This is a genomic window from Eikenella sp. NML070372 (assembly GCF_001648415.1).
Taxonomy (GTDB): domain Bacteria; phylum Pseudomonadota; class Gammaproteobacteria; order Burkholderiales; family Neisseriaceae; genus Eikenella; species Eikenella exigua.
The window spans coordinates 206234-226722 of sequence record NZ_LXSN01000004.1 but is presented as its reverse complement, the minus strand read 5'-3'; the positions used below and the strand labels follow the sequence as shown (position 1 = coordinate 226722).

The following is a 20489-nucleotide window of genomic DNA, read 5'->3' as shown; positions in this document are numbered from 1 at the left end:
CTTTGAAAACAAAAAGGCTATCTGAAGAATAGTTTCCAGGTAGCCTTTTTTCATTCCTTCAACAGCAATCGGCCCTTATCCTCCCCGTTCACAATCTCGCCCACAAAAGCTTCGGCCTTATCTTTGAGCAGGAAGCGGGAGGAGGCGTCAGCGGTTTCTTCAGCATTCAGGGTAAGCGGCATGGAACAGTCGACGCGGACGATGATGTAGGGCATGGATACGGTACGCCACAGGGCTGTAAAGAGGCCGGTATTGCCAGCATAGGCGGGGGTGGTGGTGCGGCAGCCGTCACTGTCACAGTAGCGCAGCGCCACGGCCACGGCGGGAAGGCCGCTATCTAGCGCAGATTGAAACAGTGCAGCTTTAAACGGCAGCAGCGATATGCCGTCTGAAGCTTTAGATTCAGGGAAGAACGACACGCTGTGCCCCGCACTCATCGAACGCACAATAGCCTCGTTTACCGGCGCCACATCGTTGCGGCTGTTGCGGTTGATGAACACCGCGCCGGTGCGCGCTACCATCGCACCCAACACCGGCCAGGAGCGTATTTCGCGTTTGGCGATGAACACGGTGGGATACATGGCCATCAGGATCATCGGATCGAGCCAGGACACATGGTTCGCCGCGCCGAGGAACACAGGCGGAAACGGCGGGTTGTTCGGATTGGCTTCGATACGGATATGCAACACTTTCAACATACTACGCGCCAAATCCTGCATCACGTCTTTGCTATGCTGGTTGTATTCGCGCAGGCGGAACAGCCGGTAAATCGTGCATAAAAACCAACACAGCAGGTGCAGGACGCGGAACAGACGGGTGAAAATTGAAGTAGATTGCGTGCTCATTTGTGCTGGTCTAATTATTAGATTGAGAAAGGCCACCTGAACAGCTTCAACGCTGGCATTGCGGGCAGTAAAAACTGCTGCGCTGGCCGATAATCTGCCGCGCAATCGGCGTGCCGCATTGACGGCATGCTTTGCCCTCGCGGCCATATACATTATATTGCTGCTGGAAATAGCCGCTTTGCCCATCGCTGTGCAAAAAATCGCGCAGGCTGCTGCCACCGGCTTCCAAAGCGCGGTGCAACACGCTGCGGATTTCCACTACCAAGCGGCGGCACTCCTCGGCAGACACGCTGTCGGCACAGCGGGTGGGCAGGATACCGGCGGCAAATAGCGCTTCGTTGGCATAAATATTGCCCACGCCCACCACAACTTTATTGTCCATCAACGCGGTTTTGATGGCACTTTTGCGACGTGAGAGTGCATTTTTCAGGTAGCCTGCAGTGAACTCGTCTTGCAGCGGCTCAGGGCCCAGATGCTGCAACAGCGGGTGCTGCTCCGCCGGCCCGGCAAACCACAGCACCGCGCCGAAGCGGCGCGGGTCGCGCAGGCGCAGCACGGTTTGGTCGTCTGTAACGATGTCGAGGTGGTCGTGCTTTTCCGGCGGCGGCGCACTGCCGTCGGGATACACGCGCAGGCTGCCGGACATGCCCAAATGCAGCAGCATCACGCCGTGGGCAAATTCAAACAGCAAATACTTGGCGCGGCGGCGGATGTGCACGATGCGGCTGCCGACCAGCTGCCGCGCCAAATCCGGCAGCACCGGCCAGCGCAATTTCGGCTGGCGCACCACTACCTCGGCCACGGTTTTGCCCTGCATATAGGGCTGGATCCCCCGGCGGGTGGTTTCAACTTCGGGCAGTTCGGGCATAGAGAAATTCGGGCTTGAAGTATATAAAGCCAGAAGTTTAGACCGTTTGCACGGTTTAGGCTACCTGAAAGCGTGAGCTTCAACCCAACAAAGTAGATCGATGTCTGATTAAAGCCAAGACCGAGTTTCTGAGAGGCAAAAATGCAGCCAACATTTTTTCAGGTAGCCTTTCAGTGTGCAGAAGGCTACCTGAAAAATCATCTTAGCACTCAACCCAAAACCCTTTTCATCTTAATTAACTCAACTTCACACAAACCATTACCGGAATTTTTCAGGTAGCCTTTACCCACGGCACAAATAGGCAAATCATTGCCCTGTTTCTCCTTTCCCACGGTTATTTAAGCAAAACCGCTAAAACGTGCCAAGCGGCACGATGAAGCTTATAATGTTAACTATCTTTAATTCTGGAAGGCTGTATATGTCGAGAATGGCCAAGGGGATTATTGCGGCCGTGGTCTCCAATATTCTGTTCGGCTCGCTGTTTATGTTTGGCCCGTGGATGCGGCCGATGAGCGGCACGGATGTGTTTGCCTGGCGTATCGTGGGCACGTTTGCCTGTGCGCTCTCCATTATGCTGCTCACTTCGGCCAAACACGATGCGGCCAAATTCCTGCACGAAATCGGCGGCAATGTGCGCCGCTGGGCGTTGGTGCTGCTGCCCGCGCCGATTATGATCGGGCAGATTTGGCTTTATATGTGGGCGCCGGTAAACGGCAAGGGCGTGGACGTGTCGATGGGCTACTTCCTGTTCCCGCTCGCGATGATGCTGGGCGGGGTGATGGTGTTCCGCGAGCGGCTCGATCGATTGCAGCTGGTTGCCGTGCTGCTGGCTTCGGCGGCAGTGGCACTGGAAATCTGGAACAGTGGCACGTTTTCCTGGGTAACCATTGCCGTGTTCGCCACCTTCCCGATTTATTACATCATGCGCCGCTGGCAAGGCGTGCCGCCGCTGCTCGGGCTCTTACTGGATTTGATTTTGGCGCTGCCTTTCGTGGTTGGGTATCTGGTGATGTATTCACCCAGCCCGGCCATGATCGAGGCCAAGCCGATTTTGCTTTTATTTGCCGTGCTCTTGGGACTCAACGGCGCAGTATCGATGCAGGTCAACCTCACAGCCAACGAGCTTTTACCGGTGGTGCTGTTCGGCATGCTGAGCTATCTGGAGCCGGCGCTGCTGTTTCTGCTCTCGGTGTTTGTGTTGGGAGAGCACTTGGACTGGGTGGCCATGGTGAGCCACAGCCTGATTTGGGCGAGCATCATCGTGATGCTGTATCACGGCATCCAAACCATGCGCCGCGAAAAGGCAGAACAGGCTACCTGAAACTATCTGCTTCAATGAAATGAAAACCAGGCTTCCTAAGCGGAAGCCTGTTCTTTTTCAGGCAAAAACGGCCGGGACAGATGTGTTATAATCGCGCGTTAGGTTTCAGGTAGCCTGAAATCGCATTGAGCACACATCATTTCCCAATATAACAATACCTGTCATCACCACCCCATGCCAAACGAAATCGCCGACATCAGTTACGAAATCCTGAAAAACGAAAACGGCCAAGAAACCCCAGCCCTATTTATCGCCTGCAATATCAACAACGAAGCAGAAACAGAGGCATTCGTAGCCGAAGTGCAGCAGGCCGTTTCCAGCCAGCTTTTGATGCCCTGCCAAGAGGCCAAACTCTTGATGATCACCATCATTGGCGGCGTCGAGGCCGAAGCCTTCCGCCAGCTTTGGCTGCCTCGCGTTGAAGCAGACAAATTATTCGCCGCACTCATGGCTAGGCTAGAAACCGCCGTGGTGGTGCACGGCACGCCCACCGGTGAAATTGTCGGCCAAGCCTCCCTGCTGACCTAATTGGCTGCCAGTTAAACATCCTAATTTGCGCTGCCATTTTTCAGGTAGCCTCAACTCATTCCAAATCACAGCAAAACAACCATGACAGAACAAACCCAACAAGAATACAGCGCAGACAGCATCCAAGTCCTCGAAGGATTGGAGGCTGTGCGCAAACGCCCCGGCATGTATATTGGCGACACTCAAGACGGCTCCGGCCTGCACCACATGGTGTTCGAAGTGCTCGACAACGCAATCGATGAAGCGCTGGCCGGTCATTGCGACAGCATCACCGTGTCCATCAACGCCGATGAATCCATCACCATCGAAGACAACGGGCGCGGCATCCCCACCGGCATCCACCCCAAAGAAGGCCGCTCCGCCGCCGAAGTGATCATGACCATCCTGCACGCGGGCGGCAAATTTGACAACAACAGCTATAAAGTCTCCGGCGGTCTGCACGGCGTGGGCGTGAGTGTGGTGAACGCGCTTTCCGACTGGCTGAAACTCACCATCTGGCGCGAAGGCAAAGAGCATTTTGTCGAATTCCGCCGTGGCGAAACCGTTGCCCCGCTCAAAGCCGTGGCTGACTGCCCTGCCGACAAACACGGCACGCGTGTGCAATTCATGGCCAGCGAAGAAATCTTCGGCGTAGTGCAATATAAATTTGAAACTCTGGCCAAGCGCATCCGCGAATTGTCCTTTTTGAACAACGGCGTGAAAATCGAACTGTTCGACAAACGCGACGGCAAACACGAAAACTTCGCCGAATCCGGCGGCGTAGCCGGCTTCGTCCACTACACCACCGGCGGCAAAAAACCCTTGCACGACAAAATCTTCTACACCCTCGGTGAAAGAGACGGCATGACGGTGGAATGCGCCATGCAGTGGAACGACAGCTACCAAGAATCCGTGCAATGCTTCACCAACAACATCCCGCAGCGCGACGGCGGCACCCACCTCACCGCCCTACGCGCCGCCATGACGCGCACCATCAACCAATATATCGAAGCCAACGAAATCGCTAAGAAAGCCAAGGTGGATACCAGCGGCGACGATATGCGCGAAGGCTTGGTGTGCGTGCTTTCCGTGAAACTGCCCGACCCGAAATTCTCCTCCCAAACCAAAGACAAACTGGTTTCCAGTGAAATCGCCCCTGTGGTGAACGAAGTGCTCAGCCAAGCCCTGCACGAATTCTTGGAAGAAAATCCGCAAGATGCCAAAATCATTTGCAGCAAAATCGTGGATGCCGCCCGCGCCCGTGAAGCTGCCCGCAAAGCGCGCGAAATCACCCGCCGCAAAGGCGTGATGGACGGCCTCGGCCTGCCCGGTAAACTGGCTGACTGTCAAGAAAAAGACCCTGCCCTATCCGAGCTTTATCTGGTGGAGGGCGATTCTGCCGGCGGCTCCGCCAAACAAGGCCGCGACCGAAAATTCCAAGCCATCCTGCCGCTGAAGGGCAAAATCCTCAACGTGGAAAAAGCCCGCTTCGAGAAAATGCTCGCCAGCCAAGAAGTGGCCACCTTGATTACCGCGCTGGGCACCTCCATCGGCAAAGAAGAATTCAATCTGGAAAAATTGCGCTACCACCGCATCATCATCATGACCGATGCCGACGTGGACGGCGCCCATATCCGCACCCTGCTCTTAACCTTCTTCTACCGCCAAATGCCCGAGCTGGTGGAACGCGGCTACATCTATATCGCCCAACCCCCGCTTTATAAAGCCAAATACGGCAAGCAGGAACGCTACCTGAAAGACGACACGGAAAAAGACGAATTCCTGCTCGGCCTCGCCGTGGACAAAGCCAAAATCGTTTCCGGCGGCCGCACGCTGGAAGGCGCCGAGCTGGAACGCGCCGCCAAGCAGTTCCTCCGCGCCCGCAGCACCATCGAACAGGAAAGCCGCATCATCGACGGCCTCGTGCTGCGCGCCCTGCTCGACACCGCCCCCATTTCGCTTGAAAGTGCCGAAAGCACTGATGCCGCCATTGCCGCCCTCTCCTCCCTGTTGGCTAAAGAAGAAGTGGCGCTGGAGCGACTCGACGGCCACGAAGGCGGCCATTTCATCAAAATCACCCGCCAGCTGCACGGCAACGTGATGGTTTCCTATCTCGACCAGAAATTCATCGACAGCAAAGCCTACCAAACCATTAGCCGCACCGCCGAACAGCTCAAAGGCCTGGTTGAGCCCGGCGCCCTGCTCCACAAAGGCGAAGCCGAGCCGCAAACCGTAAACAGCTTCGAGCAGGCCATCGACATCCTGCTCGCCGGTGCGCAAAAAGGCATGGCCATCCAGCGCTACAAAGGGCTGGGCGAGATGAATGCCGAACAGCTGTGGGAAACCACCATGGATCCGGAAGTGCGCCGCCTCCTGAAAGTACGCATCGAAGACGCCATCGCTGCCGACAAAGTATTCGTTACCCTGATGGGCGACGAAGTCGAACCCCGCCGCGAGTTCATCGAAACCAACGCCCTGATTGCGCAAAACATTGATGCGTAATATTGAATCATCCCTGAAACAGACGCATCTGGACGCTTGCGGCACTAGATTGAATTTAGGAGATATTTTATGTTAGAAAATAATATGCTATTGATTTGCACCAGCCTTATACTATGCGCTTGCGCTGCTCCCTCTTATAACTATACCCCCTAATGTTGAAAATATTAGCTTGCCACCAATTGGTAGCCAAAATACCGTAAATATTGGCGATGAAATGCTAAGACAGGGCATTATCACGAAAGCAGATGTACTATCATTTAGTACCGCAACAAGAATTAATTTTGCATACTCTATTCCACCAGGTAACTACCGAAAAACAGGGGATAGCTCTGCAGGACAAAATTTTTTAACCAGCAGTATAGAAGGACAACAAGTTATTGTACGCGCCCTAGCTGATCCTGTGGTCTCTATACTACTGAAACCCAATAAAGATGTTTGCCTGATAACTATCTTAAATTTAGTATCTTGCCCTACTTCTGAAATAACTACCCTACCATCAATCAAACAGATTGTCGTACCTTCTGACAGGAGCTTTCAACAAACCCTCATTTATAGTGGGAAAATTGGCAATCGAGTTAAAATTGGATATAGAGAATTTATCCACAATATGGCACGTTCAGATTTTTCAAATGACGTAGAATACGACCTAACCGAATCAAAAACTATTGGTTATAAAGGTGCTCTGATAGAGATTATTGATGCAAACAATCAGAGCATCACATATAAAGTCATTAGAAATTTCAATACTCCTCAGTAACTCGCTATCAATTATTTAGGGTGGAAAGGCTACTTGAAATTTTCAGGTAGCCTTTTCCCTCCCCGTTCCAAACCTGCTACCCAACCGTTAAAATTCCCCATTTCCCAAATCAACCACCACAGAAAGGACACCCCATGTTCCGCCGCCTCACCGCCATCGCCGTCCTCCTCATCGCCGGCCAAACCTACGCCCAAAGCTTTATCGCCGACACCATCCCCTACGCTCCCGAAGCCAAAGTGGCCGACCGCATCCGCCAAGAATGCACCGATCTAGGCGCAAACCTCAGCCGCAAAATCATCGAGCAAACCAAAGCCGGCGGCATCGAACTGCAGGCCACCAGTGCCGACAGCCTCGCCGGGCAGCCCGACCGCCTCGAAGTACAGATTACCGACGCCCGCAGCTACGGCAGCGCCTTCACCGGCCACTACAAATCCATGCACATCCGCCTCACCCGCTACGAAAACAGCCAGCAACCCGCCACCACCGAGCTTTCACGCCGCTCCCTCGGCGGCATGGGCGGCATGTTTAAAAGCTCCTGCTCCGTGCTCGAACGCGTAACCGACACCCTCGCCAAAGACACCGCCGCCTGGCTGAAAAACCCCGCTGCCTCCGCAACCCCCACCGCCAGCGAAGCCTCCGGCGCAGTATAAACCCAAAAGGCTACCTGAAAATTTCAGGTAGCCTTTCTTCGTCTGCACAAACATCACTCAATATTCTGCACCTGCTCACGCATCTGCTCGATGAGCACTTTCAGCTCCACCGAGGCCTGGGTGCATTCGGCGGCAATGGATTTACTGCCCAACGTGTTGGCTTCGCGGTTGAGTTCCTGCATCAGGAAATCCAGGCGTTTGCCGATGCTGCCTTTGGGCTGGCTGCTCACGATGCGGCGCACTTCGGCGATGTGGGTGCGCAGGCGGCTGAATTCTTCGTCCACGTCTGCCTTCTGCATAAACAAGGCAAACTCTTGCTGCAGGCGGTCGTTTTCCACGTCGCCCACGGCTTCGCGCAGCCGCTGGCGCACTTTGTCCATATGCTGTTGCAGCAGCTGCGGGAAAGCTGCAGCCAAAGCGTCCAGAATCTGCTCCATCTGCTGCAAACGCTGCAGCAGGTGCTGTTGCAGCTGCTCACCCTCGCGGCTGCGCGCTTGGTTGAAGGCAGCCAACACTTCGTTTAAGAGCTGCAGCACGGTTTCGTCTAAATCGCCGGTTTCTTCCGCCGGAGCGGACAGCACGCCGGGGAAAGCGAGGATGTCGGCTACGCCCAAACAGTGGATGCCAGGATGTTTCTTACAGATTTTATTGTTGATTTTAGCCAGTCGGGCAACCAATTTTTTGTTCAGCCGCAATTCTTGCTCGCCACCAGCCTGCTCGCCATGCCGCAGCTGGATACGGCATTCGATTTTGCCGCGCGCGGCGTGGGCCGACATGGCTTCGCGCAATGCCCCTTCGAGGTGGCGCAGGTCTTCAGGCATTTTGAATTGGATGTCGAGATAGCGGTGGTTGACCGCGCGCAGTTCGATATACAGGCGTTTGCTGCCATGTTCGGCACTGCCGTTGGCAAAACCGGTCATGCTGTTGATCATAATTTTCTCCTTTAAATACATTGGATAAATTGTTAACTTCGCTTTCAGGTAGCCTCAAATCCCGTTTATTTACCTTTGGCAAAACTGCCCAATACGCCGGCGCACACAATAACCAGCATACCGATGATTTCGTGCCAACTGGTGCTGTCGCCCAACCAGAAAATGCCCAGCAGGGTGGAAAACACCACCGTAAGGTAGGACAGCGAAGCCACCGTGAGCTTGCGCCCCACTTGGTAGGCGCGGGTCATCGCCAGCTGGCCGAGCGTACCGGCGGCACCTAGGCCGAACAGATAGGGCAGCGATTGGGCGGTGGGCAGCCGCCAGCCGTTGATGCAGGCCAATATGCCCGACATGGCAGTGGCCACACAGCAGAAGTAAAACACCACGCGCCAGCTCGGTTCGCCCAACTGCGAGAGTTCGCGCACCTGCAAATACGCCCAGCCGGAACACACGCCGGAAATCAGGCCGATGAGGCCGGCAAGCTGCTGCTCGGCGGCAATAGTGGGCTGGAGTAGAATGATGATGCCGCCGAAGCCCATCAAGAGCGCGGCCAGCATTCGCGGGGCAATTCTTTCCTTAAGGAAGATGAAGGAAAGCAAGGCCAAAAACAGCGAAGAAGTGTAATTGAGCGTGATAGCGGTGGCCAGCGGCAGGCGGGTGAGCGCGAAAAACGAAAGCAGGAGCGCCACTGAACCGGTAATGCTGCGGTTGAGGTGCGATTTCAAATAGGGCGTGCGGAAGGGCTTGTTGCGCCACCATTCAGGCAACCCAATAGCCACGAGGCCAAACAGCATGCGCCAAAACACCAGCTCGTTGAAACTGAAGCCGAAACGGCTGCCGGCGGCTTTAGCAAACGCGCCCATCAAGGCAAATAGGGCGGCAGAAACCACCATCCAACCAGAGCCCAGGCGGTCACCGCGCAGAGAGAGATTGCTCATAACATTCCAAAAAACAAAATTAATATGCTCAGAAGTGTGATGATGCCACATCCATTATAATGATGGATTAACAAAAATCAGAACAAGGAGACGAAGCAGCAGACAGTACAGATAGTACGGCGAGGCAACGCAGTACTGGTTTAAAGTGAACCCACTATACTTCGTACTGCTGCAGCATGCGGGGCACACTAGACGGATTCTCACACATCATGCTTGCGGCAGCCGCGCCGTTGATGCATATCTTGCTGCTGAAAATGCCGTCCCAACTGTTGGGCGAAATCCAACAGTTGAAACACGCCATCCGGCCAGTTGGGCGTGCTCAGTTTAACTACAAACCTTCCTTCTTCCATTACTGTCTCAAAATGATACGGCTGCAAACTTTGCTTGATCTTATTGATGGTTTGCTGCTTGGCAACGGAGGATTGGGCGGCAAGGGAGAAGTCTAGGTAAACAGTTAGGAGCTCCATGATTGCCGGTGGCTGATATTCTGTTTGCTATGGCAGAAATATTTTCAGGTAGCCCCTTGCAGACAGCAGGCTACCTGAAAAACTATTGAAACATATTATTCGGCAGCCGTTTCACTCTCTGCCGCCGCCTCGGAAGCGGGCAAAATGCGGTAATACACTTCGCCCGGCCCCACATAGCCCAAATCGGTGCGTGCAATTTCGGCAATGGCATCTTTCCCGGCGCGCAGGTTTTCCACTTCGGCTGCCAAAGCCTGATTGCGCAACACCAAGCCTTGGTTGGCCTGCCGCTGGCGCTCGGCTTCAGCCTCCAGCCGCCACATATCGCGCCAGCCGCCTTTGGCCAGCCACAGATCATGTTGCAACCACACCAGCGCCACGGCCAGTACCACGGTTACCCATTTCATGTTTCAGGTAGCCTTTAACGAGCCAAATGGTAAAACGCGGCTTGGCCGGGATAATAAGCAGCTTCGCCCAGCTCTTCTTCAATACGCAGCAGCTGGTTGTATTTGGCCATGCGGTCAGAGCGGGAAAGCGAACCGGTTTTAATCTGCATGCAGTTGGCGGCCACAGCCAAATCGGCGATGGTGCTGTCTTCGGTTTCGCCGGAGCGGTGACTCATCACGCTGGCGTAGCGGTTGCGTTTAGCCAGCTCCACGGCTTTCAAGGTTTCGCTCAAGGTGCCGATTTGGTTCACTTTCACCAGCAGGGCGTTGGCAATGCCTTCTTTAATGCCTTCGGCCAAGATTTTCGGGTTGGTAACAAACAAGTCGTCGCCCACCAGCTGCACTTTGCCGCCAAGCTTGTTGGTGAGCAGTTTCCAGCCTTCGCGGTCGTTTTCGTCCATGCCGTCTTCAATCGAAACAATCGGATAGCGGTTGGCCAAATCGGCCAGATAATCGGCAAATTCGGCGCTGGAAAGCGCTTTGCCTTCGGCGGAGAGGTGATATTTACCTTCTTTATAAAACTCGCTGGAGGCGCAATCGAGCGCGAGCAACACGTCTTTGCCTGCTTCGTAGCCAGCAGCTTTCACGGCTTCCAAAATCAAATCCAAGGCTTCGGCGTGGCTGCCCAAATTGGGGGCAAAACCGCCTTCATCGCCCACAGTGGTGGGAAAGCCTTTATCGTGGCAGATTTTTTTCAAGTGGTGGAACACTTCCGCACCGCAGCGCAAGGCCTCGCGGAAGCTGGCAGCGCCTACCGGCATAATCATGAATTCCTGGATATCCAGGCTGTTGTTGGCGTGTTCGCCGCCGTTGATCACGTTCATCATCGGCACCGGCATCGCCATCGGCCCAGCACCGCCCAAATAGCGGTAGAGCGGCAGGCCGGCATCTTCGGCGGCAGCGCGTGCCACGGCCATAGATACGGCCAAAGTGGCATTAGCGCCGAGGCGGCCTTTGTTGTCCGTGCCGTCTAATTCCACCAGCACTTTGTCGATATAGTTCTGCTCGGAAGCGTCAATGCCGATAATGGCTTGGGCGATTTCGTTGTTCACATGTTCTACAGCTTTGAGCACGCCTTTGCCCAAATAGCGTGCGGCATCGCCGTCGCGCAGTTCCAGCGCTTCTTTCTGGCCGGTGGAAGCGCCGCTGGGCACAGCCGCGCGCCCCATCACGCCGCTTTCCAGCAACACATCGCATTCTACGGTGGGATTGCCGCGTGAATCGAGAATCTCGCGGGCGAAAATATCAATAATGGCGCTCATGCACTCTGCTCCAAAAGTTAGTTGGCTGAAGAAACGGCGGCTCACCCGCCAAAATGGCAAGATTATACCCGAAACCGGCGAGCTTGAAATACAGCCCGGCAAACAGCCGCTCTTGACAAAACCCATATTTGGGCATTAAATACGCCATCATTATTTACGCCGATTTGATACAGCTTGCGGGCGTTAAAACAGCTAAAGCGTACTATTTATAACACGCACCTCTGTTTTAAGCCCATTGTTGATTCAGTGGGCTTTAAATCTTTGCAGCCGCCGAGTGAGGCGGCCATACAACAACATCATGATTATTCTGGACTCAGTTTGTAAAAGCTATCATCACGGCAAAAGCAACCGATTCATGGCCGTGCATCCCTTAAGCCTGAGCATCGACCAAGGTGAGGTGTTCGGGCTGATGGGCTATTCCGGCGCGGGCAAATCCACCCTGCTGCGCCTGATCAACCTTTTGGAACGACCCGACAGCGGCAAAGTGCTGATCGATGGCCAAGACCTCACCGCCATGAATGCCGCCCGGCTGCGCACCGCCCGCCAAAATATCGGTATGGTGTTTCAGCAATTCAACCTGCTCGCCAACCGTACCGTGGCCGGCAACGTGGCCTTCCCACTGGAAATTGCCGGCTGGAACAAAAGCAAAATCAACGAGCGTGTGCGCGAATGTTTGCAAATTGTTGGCCTTTCCGACCGTGCGCAACACTATCCCGCCCAACTTTCCGGCGGGCAGAAGCAGCGCGTAGGCATCGCCCGCGCACTCGCGCCCAACCCCCACGTAATTCTGGCCGACGAGCCCACTTCCGCGCTCGACCCGGCCACCACCCGCAGCGTGCTCGACTGTCTGCAAGACATCAACCGCCGTTTCAACGTAACTATTGTGATCGTTACCCATGAAATGAGCGTAATCCGCCGCCTGTGCCGCCGCACCGCCCTGCTGCATCAAGGGCATTTGCTGGAAGTGGCCGACGTACGCGACAAACAGATTCTGGCGCACACCGACATTGGGCGTGAATTGGTACAGGAGGATTGAAATGGGGCAGCAATACGATATTTGGGAAAACCTGATGCACCTGCGGCCGGAGTTTTACAAGGCCTTCGGCGAAACCGCCATCATGCTCGGCATTTCCGGCATTGTCAGCATCATCATCGGTGGCCTGCTCGGAGTATGGCTCTACACCACCGGCAAAAATCAGATTTTTGCCAACCGCCGCGTGAACCATATTTTAGGCTTCACCATCGACTTTATCCGCGCCTTCCCCTTCGTCATCCTCATGATTGTGATGATGAAACCCACCCGCATGATCATGGGTACCACATTCGGCCCGGTGGCCGCCTCTATTTCGCTCAGCGTGGCCGCCATGTTTTATTTTGCGCGGCTGGTGGAGCAAAATTTGGCCGAAGTGCCTAAAGGTGTGGTGGAAGCCGCGCTGGCCATGGGTGCCAAACCCATGACCATCATCACCAAAGTTTTACTGAACGAAGCCCGTGCCGGCCTCGTACGCAGCATTGCCATCCTGATTATTGCCACGCTGGGCACCAGTGCTGCAGCTGGCTTAATCGGCGGCGGCGGCGTGGGCGACCTCGGCATCCGTTACGGCCATCAGCGCTATATGGCTGATGTGTTGTGGGCAGTAGTTGCCCTACTTTCAGCCTTAGTGGTCTGCATCCAAACGCTCGGCAACCATTTAGCCGCCCGTTTAGACAAACGCTAATCCGTTTTTTCTCAACCTGTTTATCCATTGTATAAGGAGACACTCAATGAAAGCATTATGGAAACTCACCTGCGCCGCCGTGCTGGGCATGACCCTGGCCGCCTGCGGCGGACAAGACAGCGGCAGCGGTGCACAAGCATCCGCCGCATCTGCCGGCAGCCAGCCCGCCGCCGAAGCCAAGCGGGAAATCCGCTTCGGCACCACCCCGGGCGACTTTGCCGACATGATTAAAGACCAAATCCAGCCCATCCTGGAAAAACAGGGCTACACCGTTACCCTTACCGAATTCCCCGACTACGTTACCCCCAACCAGGCACTGGCCGAGGGCGCAATCGACATCAACATTTTCCAGCACAAACCCTATCTGGATTCCTTCAAGGCCGAGCACAATCTCGACCTGACTGAAGTATTCCAAGTGCCGACTGCTCCTTTGGGTATCTACCCCGGCAAACTCACCGCGCTGGATCAAGTGAAAAACGGCAGCTCTGTTTCCATCCCCAACGATCCGTCTAACCTCGCTCGCGCTTTGGTGATGCTCGACAACCTGGGCTGGATTAAACTGAAAGAAGGTATCGACCCGTTGCGCACCGCCCGCACCGATATTGCTGAAAACACCAAAAATATCGAATTCGTGGAAATGGAAGCCGCCAACCTGCCGCGTAGCCGCCAAGACGTAGACTTCGCCATCGTAAACGGCAACTACGCTATGTCTTCCGGTATGAAACTGTCCGAAGCCCTGTTACAAGAGCCCAGCTTCGCCTACATCAACTGGTCTGCCGTGCGCACTGCCGATAAAGACGCACAATGGGTACAAGACGTAACCGCCGCCTACAATTCCCAAGAATTCAAAGAATACGCGCACAAACGCTTCGTCGGCTACAAATATCCTGCCGTATGGGGTGAAGGCGCAGCCGCCGCTTCTGCAGCAGCCGCCGCTTCTGCAGCAGCCGCCTCTGGCGCATCTGCCGCTAAATAAGCAACGCGGATAAAACCACAGCCGTTTCAGGTAGCCTGAAGCGGCTGTTTTTAATTGAGAAAAAGGCTACCTGAAAGCCTCTTCTTCCGCGAGGCTGAAATGCGGAATGGCATCAGTTTTCAGGTAGCCTACGCCATATCGCGGCCGGGCATAAAACCGGCTCCTCCAAATATCGGTTGCCGCCCCGCTATGGAAGGCTACCTGAAAACCGTAGGGCCACGTTTTATGTCTGCAAACCGTCTTGCCAAACACCCTCTATGAAGCGGTTTTACCATACCGTTCGCTAAATTTAGTTAAGCCCGCCACCGAGTAACCCAAACTTTGCTACACTGCGCCCCTTTTCTCCCTAACATAAGGAAAAATCATGACTTTAATGGACAACCTGATGAATGCGGCCAGCCAAATGCTGGGTGGCAAAGACGGCGGCCAAGGCTCGCTCACCGATATGGCGATGGATTTGGTGAAACAGCACGGCGGCGTGGGCAACCTGATTAGCCAGCTGCAACAAGGCGGCTTGGGTGATGCCATCAGCAGCTGGGTTTCCAACCAGTCCGGCAATATGCCCGTGTCCGGCAGCCAACTGCAACAAGCGCTGGGCAGCGATACCGTAAACCAGCTGGCGCAGAAATTCGGCGTGGATGCCAACCAGGCAAGCGAGATGCTGGCCAAAATCCTGCCCAACCTGGTAGACCACGCCACCCCAAACGGCAGTGCGCAAGATGCAGACGGCTTCGGCCTGGACGATGTGGCTTCCATGCTGCTGAAAAACTTTATGAAATAAACCAAAAGCCGTCTGAGTGTTCAGACGGCTTTTTTTATTTGTGAGGCTACCTGAAAGCACAGCTTAGGCGAAGTTTAAACGGCGAGATGGCTGAAGCAATGCACTGCATATCGTGTTAGCTCTCTTAGCAGAGGGGAAAATACTTTGGCTATAGCGGATTAAAATCAGAAGGGGACAAGGCAGCGAGCCGCAGACAGTACAACTAGTACAGCAAGGCGAGCCAACGCAATAGCATTCTGATTTTAATCCACTATATCTTTTCAGGTAGCCTCTGCCCTGCCCCGCTCCATCACCACGCCGACAGATGCCACGCCGGGCAGGATGCCGGGTTTCACCGCCTTAATCCGCACGCCCTCGCAAGAAGGGAAATGTTTGAGCAGCAGCTGCGCCACATAGCCAGCCAGCGCTTCCAGCAGGAAAAACTGCTGGCCGGCCAAGGCTGCCGTTACCAGCTCCGCCGCCTCGGCATAGCTGATCGTATCGGCCACGTTGTCACTATTCTCCGCCGCACTCAGATCGGCGCGGATGTCGATATCCAGCAACACGGTTTGCGGCTGGCGGCGTTCCCAGTCGAAAACGCCGATTAGGGTTTGGGCTTTTAGGCCGTGCAGAAAAACGGTATCCATGCTGTGCTTGTCCTCGTGATAGAATCCGGCTCGTTTGTTTGAATGTGAAAAAATCTTATGGCTGACATCTTGTCTGTGTGGGGCTTGGCCGCCGTGGTCGCCGCCTACTTAATCGGCTCGCTCTCGTTTGCCGTTATCGTATCCAAATTCTACGGGCTGGACGACCCGCGCAGCTACGGCTCGGGCAACCCAGGCGCCACCAATGTTTTACGCAGCGGCCGCAAAAAAGCCGCCGCGCTCACGCTCTTGGGCGACGCGCTAAAAGGCTTGGTGGCCGTGCTGCTCGCTCGATGGCTGCAATCGCATTTCGGCCAGGCCGACGAAGTGGTGGCCGCCGTGGCAGTGGCGGTGCTGGTGGGGCATATGTGGCCGCTGTTTTTCGGCTTCAAGGGCGGCAAGGGCGTGGCCACCGCGCTGGGCGTGCTGCTGGCTTTGTCGTGGCCGGTGGCACTGATTTGCGCAACGGTGTGGCTGATGATGGCCTTCGGGCTGAAAATTTCTTCACTGGCCGCACTAACCGCCACCGTCATCAGCCCACTGGCCGCCATGTTCTTGGTGCAACAGCCTTCCTGGCAGGCGGCCATTGCCATGATTGCTGCGCTGGTGCTGCTGCGCCACCGCAGCAATATCCAAAACCTGCTCAGCGGCAAGGAAAGCAAAATAGGTTCGGGCAAATAGCAGCGTTGGCCGCCTGATAGAGGCTACCTGAAAATTTTCAGGTAGCCTCTTAATTACTGCCAAAAACTCCATATCCAACAATTCAATCCGCAACCGAATTAAAGCTCCTGAAAAACTAGATATAGGTTTTTCTAGCACCAAAGGTTGGGCTGTACTTTTCTCTGCTGGCGCAGCCGAACGGAGCGCGGTTTTTCGGGGAATAGGGCTTGCATGTTCGAAGCGGCGCAGCCGCAAGTTGCGAGCCCGCCCGGAAAACCACGTGGAGTGAGGGAAGTTTGGCGAAGCCAACCCTGTGCCCGCAGTCGCCTTTCTTTTGCTTCCTTTTCTTTGGCGAAGCAAAGAAAAGGAAGTGCCCCGCGCCGGCAGGAGGCGCAAGGGTAAACAGAGCATACACAGAGCAGGCTACCTGAAAACTAAAACTAGTTTAGCCTACTTTCAGCTGCTTAGAAGTTTTGCTTTCAGGTGGCCTCTCCTCACCCCGCATCTTTCAACAGCAAAGCCGCAGCCTGCCGGCCGCTTTGCACGGCGGCTTCCAGCGTGGCGGGGTAGCGCGGGTGGAGGTAGTCGCCAGCGAGGTAGATATGCTGATGGCGCAGCCAGGCAGTGGGGATGACAGGGTTATCGATGCGGCTGGCGGCGGTGGCGCGTTTTTCGGTGATGACCTGAGCATCAGCGGGGCGAGGCAGGTGCGGGCAGATGCGCCGCAAATCGTGCTGTACGCGCCTGATCCACTCTTCGCGGCTGAGTTTGCCGTATTGGTCGGACAGGGAAATCACGGCGGATACTTCGCCGCGCCCGAAGCCTAGCGCATCGCGGTCGACAAACCATTGCGCCGTGCCTTCGGCCAGGCCGGTAATCGGCGCGGGCAGCCCGGGCGCAACGGGATAACGCAAATACACGGTGGTGATGGCGTGGTAGGCCAAGGCATCCAGCGCAGCGGCAATCTCGGGCGGGGCGGCCTCGGGCAGCAGGGACGGCACATGATAGGGCGCAACGGCCAACACGGCGGCATCAAAGGCTTCGCCGTTCACCAACAGGCTACCTGAAAGCGTTTGCCCGATCTGCGGCACGCGCGTTTCCAGCTGGATTTGTGCGCCGTATTTTTTTAGGCGGCGGCACACCGGCTCGGCAAACAGCCGCCCCAAATCCTGCTTGGGCAGCAAGAAATCGCTGGCGGCGCGCTCCGCCCACACGCCGTCGCGCAGCACGTTTTGCAGGCGTTGCAGCGAAGCCTGCTCCAAAGCGGTGTTCATCGCACCCCACACCAAAGGCTGCCAAAACTGCTGCTGCAAACGGTGCGGCACTTGCCGCTGCCGCAGCCAAACGGCCACAGGAACGTCTTCCGCCAAACGCAGGCTCTGCAAAGCGCGCATCTGGCGCAGCAGCGCCGTTTTCTCGCCCCAACCGATGCCGCGTGCGCCCAGCACGCCGAAAAGCAAATGCAGCGGCGCACCCAGGCGGCGGGCGGCAAACTGCAGGCCGTCGGCCAAATGCCATTGCAGCGGCAGGCGCAAAAACGCCTCTTCTTCGCGCACGCCGCAGCGCGCCAGCACATCCAGCACCTGCCGATACGCGCCCACCAAAATATGCTGGCCGTTGTCGGCATGGGCAAAACCGCTGCCGCCGCCCAACGCGCGGGCACGGCCGCCGTACTGCCGCCCGGCCTCAAACAGGGTGATTTGCGCCCGGCCGCACAGCGCTTCCGCCGCCGCGAGCCCGGCCCAGCCGCCGCCGATAACCGCCACACGCGGCGCGGCGCTCACGGCTTAAACCCCAAGAGCCAGGTTTTCAGGGCAATCCGTGCCTTGCGCGGCTTCGGAATCGCCAGCTTGTAGCGCAGCACATTGGCCGCGCCGCCGCGCTCGATTTCGTTTAAGAGCGCGTAGTAGATGGCGGCCATTACCAGCCCGGCCTTTTGGCCGCGCCGCTCGGCAGCGGGCAGCAGGGCCACGGCTTCGCGGTAGGTTTGGCGGGCACGGGCTACCTGAAAAGCCATCAGCTCGGCAAACTCTTGGCTGTTTCGGCGTTGCAGCAAATCGGCGGCGGGCACGTTGAAGCGCTGCAAATCTTCCACCGGCAGGTAAATCCGCCCGGCCACCGCATCTTCACCCACGTCGCGGATGATGTTGGTGAGCTGCAGGGCCAAGCCCATTTTGTCGGCATAATCCAGCACGGCGGCATCTTGAAAACCGAGGATGCGGGCAATCAGCCGCCCAACCACCCCGGCCACGCGCTGGCAGTATTGCTGCAAGGCGGCAAAATCGGCATAACGCGCCGGGGTTAAGTCCATTTCCACGCCGTCAATCACGGCAGTCAATTCGTTTTCAGGTAGCCCGTAGGCCGGCGCCACTTCGCGCATGGCCTGATTGACCGGATGCTCCGGCAAGGCCGCACCGTGAAACACCTTGGCCGCATCCTGCCGCCACCAAGCCAGCGTTTGCGCCGCCACGGCCGGGTCGGCACAATCGTCCGCCACGTCGTCGAGCTCGCGGCAATAGGCATACAGCACAGTCATGGCGCGGCGTTTTTCCGGCGGCAGAAAGCGGAAGCCGGCCAGAAAACTGGAGCCGCTCTCTTCGGCTTTTTGATGGCAGTAGTCGTAGGGGGTCATGATTTTTGAATTTTGATAATGGTGGTCGGGGCGGCTTCGCGGAAATAGGTTTTCGGCACGCGCAGGTAAAGATAAAGGATGGCGGTGCTGAAGCAGAGCATATCGAGCCATGGAATGAAGAAAGGCCTGTTACCGAAAATCGTATAGCCAAAAATGCCCCTCTCCACCCAAACGATTAACTGGCTGCCGACCAACCACCCCAAATGCAGCAGGCCTCCACACAAAAATACCACACGCGCCCATTTATGGCGATGCCACAATCCCGCTGCGCATAACAATATCCCAAACGACACCGCAAACGGTTCAATAATCCCTAGGATGAAATGGATGAATACGATTCTCGGGCTGATTCTGTACACTTCAAGCATCTCCCATTCAAACATCTCCCATTCAAACATCTCCCAACCATCAACCAAATTGCTCATTGCAATAATCATCAGCAGCGGCCAAGCAATGCCGTACGCCAGCAGCAGCGGGCACAGGATGGTCAAACCCAAAGGGCGTGGCGAGGGGGGTTGGGGAAGCGGTATCCATCTGTCGGATTCCTTAGTTATCGGGGAAATCATCCGGCTGTCTAAATAGTCCAAGTGCCATTTTCTATTTTGCCGTGGCCGATATTTTTCAGGTAGCCTTATAGCTCACATACATGAAATATAGATACATTTGTATTTCAGGCTACCTGAAACGCCCGCACCGCCGCCCAAACGATTTCAGGCTGTTCTTTGATGGCTTCGTGCGCGGCAAACGGCACATTCATCAAATGAACTTCGGGCAATTCGGTTTTCAATGCCGCCCAGTCGTCAAATGCAAACAGGAAATCGGCTTCGCCGCGTATCGCCAGCACGGGGGCTTGGATTTGGCGGATGTTTTCGTTGGGATAGCCGCTCGCGCCCTCGTCCAGCCACATGGCTTTCAACGCTGCCGCCCATTTTGCCGCATCAGGCTCGGGGTTGGCTGCCTGATAGGCGGCGAGCTGTTCGGGCAGGTTTTCTTTTACGAAATCAAGATTGATCGTTTCAAACATGGGTCGCACGCCGTCCAAGTGCTTTTTGTGCCATTCCGCGCCCACGGTGATGATTTTCTCGATATTTTTGTCTGCCGCACCCAATCGGTAGACTGTCGTGCCGCCATCGCTGAACCCGAACAGGCTGTATTTTTCCACACCTTCATGCCGCAGGATTTGGCGCGCATCTTCGGCGGCTTGGGCATAGGTCAGCGCGGCTGTGCCGAGCGTGGAGCGTCCGTGTCCGCGCGTATCTATCGCAATCACGCGGTAGTGTTGCTGCAAACGCGGCAGCAGCGGGGCAAAGTCGGCAATCGAACCGAACCCGCCGTGCAGCAGAACGATAACGGGAGCTGTTTCCGTGCCGCCGATTTGGTAGTGCAGCGTCGCGCCTTGATGTTTGATGAATTTGGATTGCATGGAAGTTTCCTTGTCTGGCTTGTTGAAAGAATGGCGGCTATTGTCCGGCTTGTCGCAGGCGGAAACCGACAATATTGCTGCGGCCAGTTTGAGTAAGTTTCTGCGCGAAAGATTCATGGTTTTCAGGTAGCCTTTTCATCTGCCGGTAAGGCTACCTGAAATTGCCCTACCCCGCCAAACCAAA

General features: G+C 55.8%; 22 protein-coding genes. 10 read left to right on the top strand and 12 right to left on the bottom strand.

Going from position 1 to position 20489, the window contains the following annotated elements:
• Positions 1–50: 50 nt before the first annotated feature.
• Both A7P97_RS02895 and mutM read right to left on the bottom strand, forming a co-directional pair.
• A complete protein-coding gene (locus A7P97_RS02895) occupies positions 51–845 on the bottom strand; it encodes a 1-acyl-sn-glycerol-3-phosphate acyltransferase (protein ID WP_067530321.1) in 795 nt (264 codons plus the stop codon).
• 46 nt (positions 846–891) lie between these two features.
• Positions 892–1713 carry a bifunctional DNA-formamidopyrimidine glycosylase/DNA-(apurinic or apyrimidinic site) lyase gene (gene mutM / locus A7P97_RS02890; RefSeq protein ID WP_067530320.1) on the bottom strand — a complete coding sequence of 274 codons (822 nt, stop codon included), beginning with the start codon at positions 1711–1713 and terminating at the stop codon, positions 892–894.
• Between the two features lie 418 nt (positions 1714–2131).
• Between mutM and rarD the strand changes: the two genes are divergently transcribed.
• The 5 genes from rarD (at position 2132) to A7P97_RS02870 (ending at position 7450) form a co-directional block, all read left to right on the top strand.
• Positions 2132–3034: an EamA family transporter RarD gene (rarD, locus tag A7P97_RS02885; protein ID WP_067530319.1), complete on the top strand. Its 903-nt coding sequence runs from the start codon at positions 2132–2134 to the stop codon at positions 3032–3034.
• Between the two features lie 174 nt (positions 3035–3208).
• Positions 3209–3562: a hypothetical protein gene (locus tag A7P97_RS02880; RefSeq protein ID WP_067530318.1), complete on the top strand. Its 354-nt coding sequence runs from the start codon at positions 3209–3211 to the stop codon at positions 3560–3562.
• 81 nt (positions 3563–3643) lie between these two features.
• Entirely contained in the window at positions 3644–6043 is a 2400-nt protein-coding gene (gene gyrB / locus A7P97_RS02875) for a DNA topoisomerase (ATP-hydrolyzing) subunit B (protein ID WP_067596311.1), read from the top strand.
• Between the two features lie 169 nt (positions 6044–6212).
• Positions 6213–6800 (top strand): hypothetical protein, encoded by a 588-nt coding sequence (locus A7P97_RS09615; RefSeq protein WP_197474162.1) that lies wholly within the window; start codon positions 6213–6215, stop codon positions 6798–6800.
• A 134-nt stretch (positions 6801–6934) separates the two neighbouring features.
• A complete protein-coding gene (locus A7P97_RS02870) occupies positions 6935–7450 on the top strand; it encodes a hypothetical protein (RefSeq protein WP_067530316.1) in 516 nt (171 codons plus the stop codon).
• A 53-nt stretch (positions 7451–7503) separates the two neighbouring features.
• Here the strand turns inward: A7P97_RS02870 and A7P97_RS02865 are convergent, their stop codons facing one another.
• The 5 genes from A7P97_RS02865 to eno form a co-directional block, all read right to left on the bottom strand.
• Positions 7504–8382 (bottom strand): YicC/YloC family endoribonuclease, encoded by an 879-nt coding sequence (locus A7P97_RS02865; protein WP_082887577.1) that lies wholly within the window; start codon positions 8380–8382, stop codon positions 7504–7506.
• 65 nt (positions 8383–8447) lie between these two features.
• Positions 8448–9320: a DMT family transporter gene (locus A7P97_RS02860; RefSeq protein ID WP_067530314.1), complete on the bottom strand. Its 873-nt coding sequence runs from the start codon at positions 9318–9320 to the stop codon at positions 8448–8450.
• A gap of 200 nt (positions 9321–9520) precedes the next feature.
• The gene (locus A7P97_RS02855) at positions 9521–9787 is read right to left on the bottom strand and encodes a hypothetical protein (protein ID WP_067530313.1); all 267 of its coding nucleotides are present in this window, start codon (positions 9785–9787) and stop codon (positions 9521–9523) included.
• Between the two features lie 95 nt (positions 9788–9882).
• Complete coding sequence (ftsB, locus tag A7P97_RS02850; RefSeq protein WP_067530312.1) at positions 9883–10191, bottom strand: cell division protein FtsB; 309 nt, start codon at positions 10189–10191, stop codon at positions 9883–9885.
• Between the two features lie 14 nt (positions 10192–10205).
• Positions 10206–11492, bottom strand: a complete 1287-nt coding sequence (gene eno / locus A7P97_RS02845) for a phosphopyruvate hydratase (RefSeq protein WP_067530311.1) — start codon at positions 11490–11492, stop codon at positions 10206–10208.
• 298 nt (positions 11493–11790) lie between these two features.
• Between eno and A7P97_RS02840 the strand changes: the two genes are divergently transcribed.
• The 4 genes from A7P97_RS02840 (at position 11791) to A7P97_RS02825 (ending at position 14967) form a co-directional block, all read left to right on the top strand.
• Positions 11791–12528 carry a methionine ABC transporter ATP-binding protein gene (locus A7P97_RS02840; RefSeq protein WP_067530310.1) on the top strand — a complete coding sequence of 246 codons (738 nt, stop codon included), beginning with the start codon at positions 11791–11793 and terminating at the stop codon, positions 12526–12528.
• Position 12529: 1 nt separating this feature from the next.
• Entirely contained in the window at positions 12530–13210 is a 681-nt protein-coding gene (locus A7P97_RS02835) for a methionine ABC transporter permease (RefSeq protein ID WP_067530309.1), read from the top strand.
• Positions 13211–13256: 46 nt separating this feature from the next.
• Complete coding sequence (locus A7P97_RS02830; protein WP_067530308.1) at positions 13257–14186, top strand: MetQ/NlpA family ABC transporter substrate-binding protein; 930 nt, start codon at positions 13257–13259, stop codon at positions 14184–14186.
• A 364-nt stretch (positions 14187–14550) separates the two neighbouring features.
• Positions 14551–14967: a YidB family protein gene (locus A7P97_RS02825; RefSeq protein ID WP_064105784.1), complete on the top strand. Its 417-nt coding sequence runs from the start codon at positions 14551–14553 to the stop codon at positions 14965–14967.
• Between the two features lie 260 nt (positions 14968–15227).
• Here the strand turns inward: A7P97_RS02825 and folB are convergent, their stop codons facing one another.
• Positions 15228–15593: a dihydroneopterin aldolase gene (gene folB, locus A7P97_RS02820; protein ID WP_067530307.1), complete on the bottom strand. Its 366-nt coding sequence runs from the start codon at positions 15591–15593 to the stop codon at positions 15228–15230.
• Positions 15594–15650: 57 nt separating this feature from the next.
• Between folB and plsY the strand changes: the two genes are divergently transcribed.
• Complete coding sequence (gene plsY / locus A7P97_RS02815; protein WP_369799513.1) at positions 15651–16271, top strand: glycerol-3-phosphate acyltransferase; 621 nt, start codon at positions 15651–15653, stop codon at positions 16269–16271.
• A 473-nt stretch (positions 16272–16744) separates the two neighbouring features.
• Here plsY and hpnE read toward each other — a convergent pair whose 3' ends face one another.
• The 4 genes from hpnE to A7P97_RS02795 form a co-directional block, all read right to left on the bottom strand.
• Complete coding sequence (hpnE, locus tag A7P97_RS02810) at positions 16745–18034, bottom strand: hydroxysqualene dehydroxylase HpnE (RefSeq protein ID WP_067530306.1); 1290 nt, start codon at positions 18032–18034, stop codon at positions 16745–16747.
• On the bottom strand, positions 18031–18882 hold the full coding sequence (gene hpnD, locus A7P97_RS02805; RefSeq protein ID WP_067530305.1) for a presqualene diphosphate synthase HpnD: 852 nt from the start codon (positions 18880–18882) through the stop codon (positions 18031–18033). The genes hpnE and hpnD overlap by 4 nt, the downstream gene beginning before the upstream one ends.
• Complete coding sequence (locus A7P97_RS02800) at positions 18879–19469, bottom strand: hypothetical protein (RefSeq protein ID WP_156497470.1); 591 nt, start codon at positions 19467–19469, stop codon at positions 18879–18881. The genes hpnD and A7P97_RS02800 overlap by 4 nt, the downstream gene beginning before the upstream one ends.
• 83 nt (positions 19470–19552) lie before the next feature.
• Complete coding sequence (locus A7P97_RS02795; protein WP_082887576.1) at positions 19553–20305, bottom strand: alpha/beta fold hydrolase; 753 nt, start codon at positions 20303–20305, stop codon at positions 19553–19555.
• Between the last annotated feature and the right edge of the window lie 184 nt (positions 20306–20489).